Here is a 13,652-nt window from a genome sequence, read left to right as displayed (position 1 = left end):
GTATTCAAATATGATCTACCAAGCCTCCCCTCCTTTACCACCAGCAAAAGTCACAACCTTACTTGTAAAAGAAACTCTCGCCGTAGCGCCGGATAAAACTAGTACTAAAGCAGCCTACAAAAAAGCAAGACATACGGTAGCTACTCCTATTCCGCCAGAAACTACACCAGTGGCGGAGTTTTCTACTGAGAAAAATTCTGGTGAAGCGGGAGTTCTGACGGCTAATGCTTCGCAAGCATCACAAAAATCTGCTGATTTTTTGACCGAGGAAATGGTCAAATGTATATCAGCCAAAGCACCAGCAGAAGTTGTTACCACTGATGAAACTTCAAAAAAACCGGAAGAATTACCTGATTTATTGACTAAACAACTCGTTAAATGTCAAAAAATCAAAGCACCTGTCAAAGTTGCAACCACTAACGAAGCGATAACCACAGCAGACGACTCAGTGGCGTTGTTAACCGAAAAACCGCCTCAACCATCGGTTCAACACACCAAAGTCAAACCACGCGCCAAAGTTTCTACTACCAAAAACGCTACAACATCACAAGTCCAAAACAAAGAAGCAGCCACACCTGCTGAAGTTACTCGTGAAACTTCCAAAACTTCAGAAGATTTAGCAGCTTTTTTAACTAAACAAACTCCTCAACCACAAGTTCAACAAACGACACCCACAGCATCTACCACAGTTGATACCAATACTCATGCAGCCAAATCACCAGAAGACTTGGAGGCTTTTTTAAAAAAACAATATTCACAGGTTAAAAACACAACAGCCACAGAACTTTTTGAAAGTACAGCAGAAAATTTAGCAGCCTTTCCCACTACACAAACAGTACAGTCGCAATTCCCCAGTATAACTAATGCCACATTTGGCGAAGCGATCTCAACTGGGGGAATTTCTACAAGTTCGGATGATTTAGCCGCTTTCTTGAGCAAACAACCGCCTCATTCAACAGTTCAACCCAAAGTTGCTAATCTACCTACTGAAGTTCCTGCTACTAATCAAGCGTCCAACACATCAACAGATTTAGCATCTTTTTTAACAAAACAACCGCCTCATTCATCAGTTCCACAGACAACTGCGACAAACACCACCACTACACCAAATTCATCAGCAGAATCAACCCAAAAACCTGTACAGTCTCCTCAAACACAACCAAAAAAAGAGGATGTGAATGTCAGCGTTAATCCTAGTATATTAAATGCTGATGACACTTCAAGAATCACTTTTACTCAAACAGCAAATTCTAATTCTGAAAGTTTATTACTAGGCGTAATTCTCAATAGACGAGAAGTTGGTAGTTTAGATGTTATGCGCCAAGGAAATTCTTTATTATTACCGTTAGAAGATTTTGCTAAACTCGCTGGCTTTACAGTCGCAATAAAAGAGAATATCACACAACTCAATACACCTCTTGGAGTAATTAATCTAGCTGAAGACGAGATTCAAAATATTAAAGGCGTTACTTATATTAGTGATGCCATAGTCAAAGAAAAATTATCTTCACGAGTTGAATTCAATTCTTTAGATTTAGCCTTAATTGTTGACTTACCTTGGAGCAGAAATGGCAGGAATACTTTAGCTCAGTCATTTAATTTACAGCCAGAAGTATTTGCTCCTATTAGTGGATTTTCTAATTTTAGGCAAGAATTAAATATTGTCAGTAATTCAGGAGATTTCAGCCTACAAAGTTCTACCCTTTTAGGTGGTAGGTTAGCAGGTGGTTTATGGCGTGTACGCCTTAATAATAATTTTGAAAATACTCCTAATCTTACAGAATATTTTTATTATAAACGCAACAATCGATTTCTTTATCAATTAGGTAGGCAACAAGTAAGTTTAAACCCTCTGTTAAATGGATTAAATTTAACAGGGGCGCAAATCGGATACACTAACTTGCCTGCGGAAAATTTTAGAATCACTAACAGTGCTAATGAAATTTTACCAAGACGTTCTAGACCTATCCAAACATTTGAAGGTGTAGCTCCTCCTGCCAGTTTTGTGCAGCTTAGAGTTGCTGGTGTTGTAATAGCGCAACAACAAGTAGGATTTGATGGCAGATATGAATTTATTGATGTTAATTTGCCTGTTGGTCAAAACAATCAAATCGAATTATTGATTTACGATCGCAATAATCTGAGCATTCCAATAGAAATTCGTACCGTTAGAGTCAATGCTTCAGATTTGTTATTGCCAGCAGGTGGTAACGTACAGTTAGCTGGCTTAGGAATCAACGGTAACTTAGCCCAAAATGCTTTGTTAGACAATGTTAACTTTGAGGGGTCTAATCAACCTGTTGGTTTTTATCAATTGCGTCAAGGACTTTCAGATAATTTAACCTTGGAAGCTTCTTTACAAGCTGTCCCTAATGCACTGCAAAGTCAAGCTGGTTTTGTTTGGCGCTTGGCAAATCCGGTGATATTTTCTGCGAGTGTGGGTAACTCTTTTGATAAATTAGCCTACAACACAGATTTAGATATCCAACTAGGTAGCTTTGATTTGAGAGCGAATTCTCAGCTTGTTCCAGCCGGATATAGAAGTGGTACAAAATCAGGTGAATTTTCTAATCATAGTGCTGAACTGAATTATCGCTTCAATAATAATTTTCAATTAGGTTTTCTGGCTCGTAGTCGTAAAAGTGATAGTGATTCTGCTGATTATATCTCACCAACTTTTTCTTTCAGACCTTTTTCGAGTTTGTATCTCAGCGGTAGACCTGATATTGACGGACTGTATTTATTTAATGCTTTTTATCAGGTAAATCGTGTTTCTCGATTATCTTTTAATACTTTTGGTGATCGATACAGAACTGATTTTAGTTATGATTTCACTCGGAACTATCAGCTATCTCTAGGTAGTGATTTTGGTGGTGATTTTGCAACTCGTTATACAGCAACCGTTAGTCATAGCCCTTACAGTCTCAGACAGTTAAGTTGGCGGCTGGGAGTAGCTTTTAGTGATGGAGAAGTAGGGCCGATCGCAGGTGCTAGTATGCAGGTACTTCCTGGTTTATTTGCCAGAGTAGAATACCAAGGTATTCCCATCAGAAGCAACAGAAGTACTTTTGGGGTGTTTGGCGACGATCGCCTGACAGTATCCTTAGTATCAGATTTATCGTTTGCTGGTGGTAGAGCCGTCCCAAGTAATTTTACCTCCCTGGGTAAAGACAGAGGTGCGATCGCCGGGCGAATCACTGTCTCAGGCGAAAACAATGGTTATAACTTGCAAGGCGCTAGTGTGCGGGTAATAAATAACCAAAATAAACCTGTTGGCGGTGCAAAAACTGACTCAAGCGGTAACTTCTTTGTTGGTGGTTTACCAGAAGGAGTCTATAGAGTGGAAGTTGATCCAGAGCAGCTACCTGTAGAACTTACCTTACCAAAAACCAGCCGGGTTGCGGAAGTGGGCATGGCAGGTGTTACTAATTTAGATTTCGCCGCTAGGTTAGAATACGGTTTAGCTGGTAGAATTACTGACGTTACAGGCCAACCTATGTCAGAGGTACGCGTAGAACTAGTAAACCTCGCTGGTACAGAAGTTTTATCAGCCATGACAGACCAATTTGGTTTATATCGTGTGGATGGTGTTCCCGTTGGTAAATATACATTGCGGGTTCCTTCTCAAGATGCGATCGCCAATAGTGAGACTCTCCCCAAACGCGAGGTAACTATTCGCAACGAGTTTGTCTACGACCAAAATCTGCAATTACCAATTTCTACAGCAGTCAAGGAAATTAAAGAAAAATAAAGTTTTCTGACATTTAGAATATTTTCTCTAAGCAAAGTGACTTTTGTAAAAAAGCCGCTTCTCGTGGATCTCCTATTTCTACTAATATGTTTATTGTTCTCCAGTCCTGTGGGCTACCTCTGGCTACCCAAAGATCGTCATGCCGAAATCTAAAAAGAGTGCCAATCCTATTAATTTGAACGATCCACAATACTACCTCAACCGAGAGTTAAGCTGGCTGGAATTTAATCAAAGAGTACTGCACGAAGCCTGCGATTCACGCACACCGCTATTAGAAAGGCTCAAGTTTTTAGCAATCTTTAGTTCTAATTTAGATGAATTCTTCATGGTGCGGGTTGCAGCCCTCAAGCAACAGGTAGAGGCAAAAGTAACTCTATTAACTCCCGATGGTCGCACGCCGCAACAACAATTAGATGATATTCGGTTGAATCTTAGCCCACAAGTAGCTAAACAGCATCAACATTTTGATGAGGTTCTGCGTCCACTACTTGCAAGTCACGGTATTCATATTCTGGATTATATTAATCTCAATCAAAGACAGCGGACTCATTTAGACAACTATTTTAAAGAACAAATTTTTCCAGTTTTGACTCCTTTAGCTGTTGATCCTAGCCATCCTTTTCCCTACATTTCCAATCTCAGCCTGAATTTAGCAGTTGTAGTCAAAAACCCAGATACAGAAGAAGAACTTTTTGCCAGAGTCAAAGTCCCCAATGTTCTGCCGCGATTTTTACCTTTACCAACAGAGTTAGGCATTCAAGAAAATGGACAACCAGCCAACTGGACAGGTGTACCTTTAGAACAAGCGATCGCACACAATTTAGATGCCTTGTTTCCCGGTATGAATATCCAGGAATATCATCCCTTCCGCATTACCCGCGATGCTGACATAACATTAGCAGAAGATGAAGCAGATGACCTGCTCTTAGCTATTGAACAAGAACTACGTAAACGCCGCATCGGTGGTAATCCAGTCAGAATAGAAATTCAATCCCAGACTCCAGAACCAATACGTGCAAGGTTGTTACAAGATTTGGATTTAACAGACAGCGATGTTTACGAATTAGATGGTTTATTGGGTCTGCGGGACTTGATGTACTTTATGGCCTTACCATTACCAGAACTCAAAGACCCTCCTCGTCAGTCTGTTGTACCTCTCCGCCTGCAAAGACTGCGCGCACCAACTGTAGATGAAGATGTCATGGAGATGGAGGAAGGCAAGGATTTTTTTGCGGTGATTCGTGAAAAAGATTTATTTGTCCATCATCCCTATCAATCCTTTTCAGCAACAGTGGTGCGTTTTATCACTGACGCAGCCCATGACCCAAATGTACTAGCCATCAAGATGTCTCTTTACCGGACTTCCGGCGACTCGCCCATAGTTAACGCCTTAATTGCGGCAGCTGAAAATGGTAAACAGGTGTCTGTTTTGGTGGAATTAAAGGCAAGGTTTGATGAAGAGAATAATATTTACTGGGCAAGACGTTTAGAAAGAGTAGGAGTGCATGTTGTTTATGGATTGGTTGGTTTGAAAACCCATTGCAAAACCATCCTAGTAGTGCGGCGTGAAAAAGACCGGATGCGCCGCTATGTACACATTGGCACTGGCAACTATAATCCAAAAACTGCACGGCTATATACCGATTTAGGATTGTTTAGTTGTCGTGAAGAATTAGGCGCTGATATTACAGAGGTATTTAATTTTTTGACTGGTTATTCCCGGCAAAAATCCTACCAGGAATTATTGGTTGCGCCTGTGAATATGCGCGATCGCTTTTTGGCATTAATCCAGCGCGAAATTGAAAATGTTCAAAACGGATTTTCTGGACGCATTGTTGCTAAAATGAATTCCCTTGTCGATCCCCAAATCATTACCACTTTGTACGAAGCTTCCCGCGCTGGCGTGCAAATTGATCTCATTATTCGAGGGATTTGCTGTTTGCGTCCAGCACTCAAAGATATTAGTGAAAATATTCGAGTAATCAGTATTATTGGTCGCTTTTTAGAACACTCCCGCATCTATTATTTCTACAATAATGCCCAGGAAGAGATTTACATTGGTAGCGCTGACTGGATGCGTCGCAACCTAGATCGACGAGTAGAAGTAATCACCCCAATTAAAGATACAGATATTGCTAAAGATTTGCAAGAAATCCTCGGAATTATGCTGGCGGATAACCGTCAAGCCTGGGAATTGCAAGCTGATGGTAGTTACATTCAACGCCGTCCTGGTGATGATTGCCCAGAAGCTAGTTCACAAATAACTCTGATGAATATGGCACTGCGTTCTACAGGTGTGACTACGAATTTGCTAGATTCAAAGAAGAGTCTTTCTTATACTGAGTAACTAGTAAAAATTTGATTTTTTTTTAGCAAAGTTTAATTCTTCGACATTTTATTTAGATGAATTGGGTGAGTAAACAACAATTATTCAACCATAAGATAGAGTAATTGTCGGTACTTGCTCTCATAAACTATAAGCATTGTTGTCACTAATTTTTTATTTCCCTTGAATGTTAATGCTCTCCTGTGAGTCTTCTTCGTTACGCGTTTTAGTAGTTGATGACCACGAACTGACTCGCTTAACCCTACAATTAGCTTTTTCTTGCCAAGAGAATATTCAAGTTGTCGGGTTAGCTAGTAACGGTCAAGAAGCTATAGAAATGGTTAAACGCTGCCAGCCTGATGTAATTGTTCTAGATTTACAGATGCCCATTATGGATGGTTGGAGTGCTTCTAGTCTAATTAAAGCTATCTCTCCCCACACTCAAATACTTGCTTACTCCTCTGTAGAAGATGCTAATTCTCCACGCGCAACGGGAATGGCTAACTTTGATGATTTTTGCAAGAAAGATGTATCGACAACTGAACTCATAGCTGTGGTCAAACAATTAGGACACCGTGGCGGAGATAGCGAAATTACTGGCAGATTGACTTAGGTTTGGCTCAGTTTTGGAGATTTGGTAATGTTCTATTATTTAGAAGCGTCGGCATAACTCCCAATTATGAGAGATACCGACGCAGTTTTTAGTACAGGTTAATTATGGCCTGTTTCTGGAATAGTACGTCTATATTCATCAATTAAGTCATCTAGCTCTTCCAACGCCTGATTAACATCCACTCTCAAAGTTCCCAAATTTGGCTGTTCTAAGAGGCTCAAAAGGTAGTCACGTTTGCTTTGAACTGCGGCAATTCGCTCTTTTATAGTTTGTAAATCCATTGTTTGTTTGCAAATTGTTAACTATAATCCAGTTTAAAGTTAACGCAAAACAGGGTAAAGCTCGATCAAACAGCTAAAACTTGTCAAGTATCTGACTACATGAGTTGTGAATAATCGACAAACTAGATTTTTACGTGCTTGGGCTTCCCTAATCTGTTACACATAGCCGATGATAATAAAACTAATGTGTTAATAGATATTATCTTCATCTCATGTTACGCCAAATCTCTTTGGGAACTTTAGGTTTAACCGTTGGTAGCATATTAACCATCGTCGGCTTCATAGCCTATGGTGCTAACAATGCCACACTCAATCTTGTAGGCTTTTTTTACGGTTTTCCTCTATTGTTGGGAGGATTGGCACTTAAAGCCAATGAACTTAAACCAATACCCTTCAGCCAAGCTACAGCACCTCCAGTATTGTCACTGCGGGAACAGCAAGCAACTGTAACTCAAAATAAAATCCGTAAAGACATCACCCGGTATTGCTACGGTCAAGATGCTCACTTAGATGGCGCACTGTCTTACTTAGGTCTTAGTCCCTCTGATGATGAAAGACCAACAGTTACAGGTTTACGAGAAGAGGACGCTAATGGCGCTTACGCACTAATTTTAGAATTTGATTCTCCTTTGATATCAATTAATATTTGGCAAGAAAAACAAGAAAAAATGACTAGCTATTTCGGTCCTGGAGTGGAGGTTAAAATTAGCCAACCAGCCGAAGATAAAATTGAATTAGCGTTAGTTAGTAGTCAATAGTCAATGGTCAATGGTCTAATGAGTCTAAAGCAATATGGTTCAGTTAAGAGAATTTCTATTGATTCTTGACTTTGGACTATTGACCCTTGACTAAAAATCACTTTTCTAAACGCACTGCATACCACTGCAAATATTGTCCAGCCCCGATATCCAACTCACAACTAGTATCGATGAGATGTTGGGCTTTACCTTCCAACGAGTCAATATTTTGTAACTCTGGGGGTAAATCCTGAAGATTTATTGCTTGTAAAGTTGTCTTCAGCTTTTCTAATAATTCTAAGGCTGTAAAAAACTGTTCTGGTTGATTAGTTTCTAACACAACAAAATTATCTTGTTGATACATTAAAGAGTCTGGCATTGGTACATTTTGCTTAATTTAAATTTGTTTTAAGAAAAAGTTAGATATTAAAGACACTTTATAAAAAAATTGCTTTTTCCTCAATTGTGCCTCTATATCTATATATTTTAGACAGGAAATTAGTAATTTTTTGAAAGTTTCACCTATTTTTTTAGTGCAGATGAGTTGCTTAGACTTCAATCAGGAATTTTACTTAACTCTATAGTCAATTGGTCTTTAAACAATAAAGTTTATTATATAGCTTGATATTAACATCATGTAATTTATGTAATTACCCTTCAATTAAAATGGGTAAAGTTTAGCAATAGATATAAATAAAAGACAGTCTAGTGATTGTCAGATTTAGGTTTCTCGTTTCTCTACATCACTTGGTAATTGCGAAAAATTTACTCAGTATGTGCCTAAAGTAACTTTATAACTTAATAAGTATGGTGTAGATTTAAAGTTTTGCTCAAAATAGTAATTACACTTTATCACCAGGGAAACATAAACATAAGATTTCTTCCTAAAACCAGAACTAGACAACTAAAAATTGCTGTTGCCTTTTGAGTAAATTGTCTATGAAACCTAGTTATCTGAATTTTTCTTTGCTGAAGCTCATTAAATATTCTCTTGTCCAAAAAAATTTGATAGTGCAGACAGACAGCTTGCTACTACATATTATGGCTTGGCTTGAACTATTATGCGATCGCAGTCGCAGTCTCAATCTTCAGTCACATAGATTATTAAATCAGAGATTGGTGCTAACAAGCATTCACTCAACAGGTAATTCAGACATCATATCCAAAGCAAACCATTGCTTCACATTCAACTTGTTGTAAGGGTATGAATTTTAAGCCAGTATGCCTTTTAGTAGGATTTACTGTTACAAAATCTTGCCCATAGACAGTTTAGTTCTGTTGTTCAGGTTTTCTCAAGTTTACCCCTCACCGATACTTTCATTATTCTGTGGAACGCAATTCATGTCAGGCATAAGCCCATTTTCTCTTCCTAAACAACCTCCAGTAATTTTGGTGGCTGATGATGACAAGACCATCCGCGTGCTGTTGCGTGAAGCTATGGAACAAGAAGGCTATCGAGTTGTTGAGGTTACGGATGGTAAGCAGTGTTTAGACGCTTATGAGACTGTCAAACCAGACATAGTGTTACTAGATGCAATCATGCCCGTAATGGATGGCTTTACTTGCTGTAAGCACTTGCTCCAAATTGCCAGAAATAATCTTATGTCGGCACTAGCAAATCTTGATACTGACTCTGCTTCAGGCAACACTGTCATTTCTAAACTATGGGAGCGCACTCCAATATTAATGATTACCAGTTTGGATGATGCCGAGTCTGTAGACCGTGCCTTTGAAGCAGGAGCATCTGATTATGTTACCAAGCCAATTCATTGGGCTGTTTTGCGCCAGCGTTTACGTCGCCTGCTACAGCAAGCTCAAGTATACAAGCAATTAGAGGCAGCAAATCTAGCTTTACAGCAACTTGCTAATGTTGATGGCTTAACGGGTCTTGCTAATCGCCGTCGTTTTGATGAATATCTCACTACACAATGGATTAATCTGGCACAGGAAGAATCACCTCTATCACTAATTTTATGTGATATTGATTATTTTAAATTTTATAACGATCAATATGGTCATCCGGCTGGAGATGTTTGTTTGCAAAAGGTAGGTACTGTTTTGAGCCAGAAAGCACAAAAACATCACGATTTAGTAGCGCGTTACGGTGGTGAAGAATTTGCTGTAATTATGCCAAATACCCATGCCTCTGGTGCATTTTATGTAGCTACAGCCATGCAAGCTGGTGTCAAAAATTTACAAATTGTTCATGACGCTTCTGTTGTGAATGAGTATGTCACTTTGAGTATAGGAGTTGCTACCTTGATTCCTACATGGGAATCTTCTCCTTCAGATTTAATCGTGGCGGCTGATAAAGCACTTTACACAGCCAAGGCAAAAGGGCGTAATCAAATTATTATCAAATGATATGAGATAACGCCAAGTATGACTTAAGATTCTGTAACAAGATCGTCGAACTGAAGAGGGTCACAATTGTGGCGATTAAGCCAGAAACAGACAGTATGAGCTAAAATCTGGCGACTGAGACGACTGGTAAGATGCCACATATCTCTAGCTCGAATTTTATCTAGATGAAATCTCTCAACTAATTGACCAATGACTGTTTCAATTAGGCGACGAAGCGTTGCATTAATCGAACTGAAGATTGACTACGAGAGTCAGACATATTAGAACGCAGAGGGGTTTGTATGGGAATTTTGTTTTTAATCTTTCACACACCTGACTTATGTAACGAAACAATAAGTTGCACATCGCGTATAATAAGTCTCTAGCACATCAGATACCAGAAGGCAAGCAATATGACTAGTTATACATTACAAGCAAGCCGTGAATGGTGGTCACAAAGATGGCTAGAGCTACTCGATTCTTATCGCTTTAAAAAGCGGTTAGAACGTGCCAGAAATTATGCACGTCAAGGTAATGTTCTCAGCATTGAATTCAAAGGCGCGAAAGTATTAGCCAAGGTACAAGGTAGTGAAGCAGAACCTTATACAGTTTCGCTTTCTCTTAACTCTTTTAGTGATGAAGAGTGGGGCTATGTAATTGAAACAATGTCTAAAAGAGCATTATTTGCTGCCAAATTATTAGCAGGTGAAATGCCCCAAAACATTGAAGAAGTTTTTACTGCTAATGGCCTTTCACTATTTCCGTTTACTCTAGGTGATGTTCACAGTAAATGTTCTTGTCCAGATAAAGTCAACCCTTGTAAACATGTGGGGGCAATTTACTATCAATTAGGCGACAGATTCAGCGAAGACCCGTTTGTATTATTCCAATTGCGCGGACGCACCAAAGAACAAATTATCAGCGATTTACGCAACTTACGCGGTACTAAATCTGAAGCAAATACAACTGCAAAATCAAATATTCAACAACCAATTTCTCACAAACAATCTTCAGTAAATCTTAGCTCTTTTTGGGAATATAACGAGCCTTTAGATTCATCTTTAGTAGTGATTGTACCTAGCATGAGCGAGACAGTATTAGATATTTTAGGAGCAATCCCCTTAGCAAAAACAGAAGAAGATTTAGCAAATTCAACTTCTAGTGATGTGGTAATGAAATATTTAGATACTGTTTACAAAGATGTTAGCCAAAAAGCTGTTTTAGCAGCTATGAATGTGGGAGGCAGTTAAATAACTTAACCCTAATAAATACTTTTATTCCTCAACCTTCCCTCCTCTCCGTACCCATTCTCGCACTGCTTGGCGAGTTGCGCGTCTGCCATTTTCTCGATTTTGTTCAATCAATTTTGGCAGTTCTCGAATTGCTAAATTAGGAAACACCAAGCTAATTTCTGACTCTACATATTCCCCATCTTGCAAATTATAAATCTTCAATTCACCAGAGTCATAACACCAAAGTTCAGGAACTCCCAGACGGGCATAAATAGGAAAACGATCTAAAGACTTACTAGTAATATCAATTTCCAATGCTAAATCTGGTGGTGGGTCTCGCTGCAAGTCTAAATCCAGCCTACCCCGAATCGCAGCTTCATTCTGGAAATAAAAGCAGTTATCAGATTCAACCCCTGCCATGCGGCTTTCGCGCCTCCAGGTTGTGGAACCATAACTTTCATAGTCAAAAGCTAGTTCTTCTGCAATATCTTGAACTGCTATGCTAATCACTTCTTTGTAATATTCGTGTTCTGGTAAAGGTGTCATGATTTCCAACGTACCGCGATCATATGCTATACGTGCGGCTCGATGCTCTCCTAGGTCTTTGAGAAGATTTTCAAATTGTTGCCAACTGATATCATAAAGCATCACACGGTCGGCTCTATTTTTAGCGATCGCCATTTCTTTGATCTCCAATACCGTTTAATCAGCAATAAATATTTTATTCTCCAAATTTAAGTCTAGCTTGCTCAAATAAATCGCTGCTTGATGCGCCAATAACTCAATCATTAAAGAAAAAAGGCTCTTGTTTTTCAACAAAAGCCTTTTAAAAATTCGATTGTCAGTGATGAAAGAAAGATGTCTACTTAGTCAAGCTCGGTCATTGCCATTACTGGCTCGTTCTCACGGTCAATACCTTTCTCAAAGCCACCAGCCGCAGCACGGGCGCGACCAGCGTGCCACAAGTGACCAATGAGGAAGAAGAAACCTAATACGAAGTGAGAAGTAGCCAACCACGCACGAGGAGAAACGTAGTTGAAGGAGTTGATTTCAGTTGCTACACCACCTACAGAGTTCAAAGAACCCAGAGGAGCGTGAGTCATGTATTCAGCAGCACGACGAGCTTGCCAAGGCTGAATATCATTCTTGATTTTTTCTAAGTCAAGACCGTTAGGGCCACGTAGAGGCTCTAACCAAGGGCCGCGGAAATCCCAGAAGCGCATGGTTTCACCACCGAAAATGATTTCACCGGTAGGAGAGCGCATTAGGTATTTACCTAGACCAGTTGGGCCTTGTGCAGAACCGACGTTAGCACCTAAGCGTTGGTCACGGATTAAGAAGGTCAAAGCTTGAGCTTGAGACGCTTCAGCCGCAGTAGGCCCATAAAATTCGCTTGGGTAAACAGTGTTGTTAAACCACACCATGCAAGAGGCGATAAAACCCATCAGAGAAAGTGCGCCTAAGCTGTAGGAAAGATAGGCTTCACCAGACCAAATGGATGCACGACGTGACCAAGCAAAAGGCTTGGTAAAGATATGCCAAATACCGCCAGCAATACAAATTAAGGCAATCCAAATGTGACCGCCAATTACGTCTTCTAAGTTATCGACGCTAACAATCCAACCTTCGCCACCAAAAGGAGCTTTGATTAGATAGCCAAAGATAACTGCTGGGTTTAGAGTTGGGTTAGTAATGACGCGCACATCACCACCACCAGGAGCCCAGGTGTCGTAGACACCGCCGAAGAACATTGCCTTCAGCACCAACAACAACGCGCCGCAACCCAAGATGATCAGGTGGAACCCGATGATATTGGTCATCTTGTTTTTGTCTTTCCAGTCATAACCGAAGAAGGAAGAATACTCTTCTAAGGTTTCTGGGCCACGAACGGCGTGATAGATACCGCCAAAACCCAGGACTGCGGAGGAAATGAGGTGAAGTACACCAACAACAAAGTAGGGGAAGGTGTCAATAACTTCACCACCAGGGCCTACACCCCAGCCTAAAGTAGCGAGGTGAGGTAGAAGAATCAAGCCCTGTTCATACATGGGCTTTTCTGGGATAAAGTGAGCAACTTCAAACAAAGTCATTGCTCCAGCCCAGAAGACAATCAAGCCAGCATGTGCGACGTGAGCGCCTAGCAATTTACCAGACAGGTTAATCAAACGGGCGTTTCCAGACCACCAAGCAAAACCAGTGGATTCTTGGTCACGGCCGCCACCCATCACTGCGGGTCTATTAGAGAGCGTTACCACGAGGTAATACCTCCTCAGGGAATATAAATTGTTCGTGGGGCTGATCTTGAGGAGCCATCCAAGCGCGGATACCCTCGTTCAGCAAAATGTTTTTGGTATAGAAAGTTTCAAATT

The 13,652-nt window shown here is 40.2% G+C and carries 10 protein-coding genes and 2 pseudogenes; 6 read left to right on the top strand and 6 right to left on the bottom strand.

Features of this window, described 5'->3' with window-relative positions; all coding sequences use genetic code 11:
• Nucleotides 1–10 precede the first annotated feature (10 nt).
• The 3 genes from IQ259_RS16415 (at nucleotide 11) to IQ259_RS16405 (ending at nucleotide 6,690) form a co-directional block, all read left to right on the top strand.
• Nucleotides 11–3,751 (top strand): carboxypeptidase regulatory-like domain-containing protein, encoded by a 3,741-nt coding sequence (locus tag IQ259_RS16415; protein WP_228014578.1) that lies wholly within the window; start codon nucleotides 11–13, stop codon nucleotides 3,749–3,751.
• Nucleotides 3,752–3,890: 139 nt separating this feature from the next.
• The gene (gene ppk1, locus IQ259_RS16410) at nucleotides 3,891–6,098 is read left to right on the top strand and encodes a polyphosphate kinase 1 (protein WP_193886624.1); all 2,208 of its coding nucleotides are present in this window, start codon (nucleotides 3,891–3,893) and stop codon (nucleotides 6,096–6,098) included.
• Nucleotides 6,099–6,264: 166 nt separating this feature from the next.
• Nucleotides 6,265–6,690 (top strand): response regulator transcription factor, encoded by a 426-nt coding sequence (locus tag IQ259_RS16405; RefSeq protein ID WP_193886622.1) that lies wholly within the window; start codon nucleotides 6,265–6,267, stop codon nucleotides 6,688–6,690.
• A gap of 98 nt (nucleotides 6,691–6,788) precedes the next feature.
• Here the strand turns inward: IQ259_RS16405 and IQ259_RS16400 are convergent, their stop codons facing one another.
• Nucleotides 6,789–6,971 carry a hypothetical protein gene (locus IQ259_RS16400; RefSeq protein WP_193886620.1) on the bottom strand — a complete coding sequence of 61 codons (183 nt, stop codon included), beginning with the start codon at nucleotides 6,969–6,971 and terminating at the stop codon, nucleotides 6,789–6,791.
• A gap of 212 nt (nucleotides 6,972–7,183) precedes the next feature.
• Here IQ259_RS16400 and IQ259_RS16395 point away from each other — a divergent pair, with 212 nt between their 5' ends.
• Nucleotides 7,184–7,729: a DUF2854 domain-containing protein gene (locus tag IQ259_RS16395; RefSeq protein WP_193886618.1), complete on the top strand. Its 546-nt coding sequence runs from the start codon at nucleotides 7,184–7,186 to the stop codon at nucleotides 7,727–7,729.
• 97 nt (nucleotides 7,730–7,826) lie between these two features.
• Here the strand turns inward: IQ259_RS16395 and IQ259_RS16390 are convergent, their stop codons facing one another.
• Nucleotides 7,827–8,087, bottom strand: a complete 261-nt coding sequence (locus tag IQ259_RS16390; RefSeq protein WP_193886616.1) for a chlororespiratory reduction protein 7 — start codon at nucleotides 8,085–8,087, stop codon at nucleotides 7,827–7,829.
• Between the two features lie 962 nt (nucleotides 8,088–9,049).
• Between IQ259_RS16390 and IQ259_RS16385 the strand changes: the two genes are divergently transcribed.
• On the top strand, nucleotides 9,050–10,072 hold the full coding sequence (locus IQ259_RS16385; protein ID WP_193886614.1) for a PleD family two-component system response regulator: 1,023 nt from the start codon (nucleotides 9,050–9,052) through the stop codon (nucleotides 10,070–10,072).
• Between the two features lie 23 nt (nucleotides 10,073–10,095).
• On the opposite strand, the pseudogene IQ259_RS16380 reads toward IQ259_RS16385, so the two are convergent.
• Nucleotides 10,096–10,361, bottom strand: a pseudogene (locus tag IQ259_RS16380) (IS982 family transposase); the annotation flags it as partial.
• 103 nt (nucleotides 10,362–10,464) lie between these two features.
• Here IQ259_RS16380 and IQ259_RS16375 point away from each other — a divergent pair.
• Nucleotides 10,465–11,301 (top strand): SWIM zinc finger family protein, encoded by an 837-nt coding sequence (locus IQ259_RS16375; RefSeq protein WP_193886613.1) that lies wholly within the window; start codon nucleotides 10,465–10,467, stop codon nucleotides 11,299–11,301.
• A gap of 24 nt (nucleotides 11,302–11,325) precedes the next feature.
• Here the strand turns inward: IQ259_RS16375 and IQ259_RS16370 are convergent, their stop codons facing one another.
• The 3 genes and pseudogenes from IQ259_RS16370 to IQ259_RS16360 form a co-directional block, all read right to left on the bottom strand.
• Complete coding sequence (locus tag IQ259_RS16370) at nucleotides 11,326–11,964, bottom strand: Uma2 family endonuclease (RefSeq protein WP_193886682.1); 639 nt, start codon at nucleotides 11,962–11,964, stop codon at nucleotides 11,326–11,328.
• A gap of 185 nt (nucleotides 11,965–12,149) precedes the next feature.
• Complete coding sequence (psbC, locus tag IQ259_RS16365; protein WP_193886611.1) at nucleotides 12,150–13,538, bottom strand: photosystem II reaction center protein CP43; 1,389 nt, start codon at nucleotides 13,536–13,538, stop codon at nucleotides 12,150–12,152.
• Nucleotides 13,522–13,652: pseudogene (locus tag IQ259_RS16360) on the bottom strand (photosystem II D2 protein (photosystem q(a) protein)); the annotation flags it as partial. The pseudogene IQ259_RS16360 and the gene psbC, both read right to left, overlap by 17 nt.

The organism is Fortiea sp. LEGE XX443 (assembly GCF_015206815.1).
GTDB lineage: Bacteria > Cyanobacteriota > Cyanobacteriia > Cyanobacteriales > Nostocaceae > Nostoc_B.
The sequence above is the reverse complement of the archived record's forward strand: the minus strand, read 5'-3'. Positions and strand labels throughout refer to the sequence as shown.

Excerpts from the sequence above, each read along its gene's own strand:
- IQ259_RS16370 (WP_193886682.1), bottom strand. The coding sequence starts at position 11,964 with ATGGCGATCGCTAAAAATAGAGCCGACCGTGTGATGCTTTATGATATC.
- IQ259_RS16415 (WP_228014578.1), top strand. The coding sequence starts at position 11 with ATGATCTACCAAGCCTCCCCTCCTTTACCACCAGCAAAAGTCACAACC.
- IQ259_RS16395 (WP_193886618.1), top strand. The coding sequence starts at position 7,184 with ATGTTACGCCAAATCTCTTTGGGAACTTTAGGTTTAACCGTTGGTAGC.
- IQ259_RS16400 (WP_193886620.1), bottom strand. The coding sequence starts at position 6,971 with ATGGATTTACAAACTATAAAAGAGCGAATTGCCGCAGTTCAAAGCAAA.
- IQ259_RS16405 (WP_193886622.1), top strand. The coding sequence starts at position 6,265 with ATGTTAATGCTCTCCTGTGAGTCTTCTTCGTTACGCGTTTTAGTAGTT.
- IQ259_RS16385 (WP_193886614.1), top strand. The coding sequence starts at position 9,050 with ATGTCAGGCATAAGCCCATTTTCTCTTCCTAAACAACCTCCAGTAATT.
- ppk1 (WP_193886624.1), top strand. The coding sequence starts at position 3,891 with ATGCCGAAATCTAAAAAGAGTGCCAATCCTATTAATTTGAACGATCCA.
- IQ259_RS16390 (WP_193886616.1), bottom strand. The coding sequence starts at position 8,087 with ATGCCAGACTCTTTAATGTATCAACAAGATAATTTTGTTGTGTTAGAA.
- IQ259_RS16375 (WP_193886613.1), top strand. The coding sequence starts at position 10,465 with ATGACTAGTTATACATTACAAGCAAGCCGTGAATGGTGGTCACAAAGA.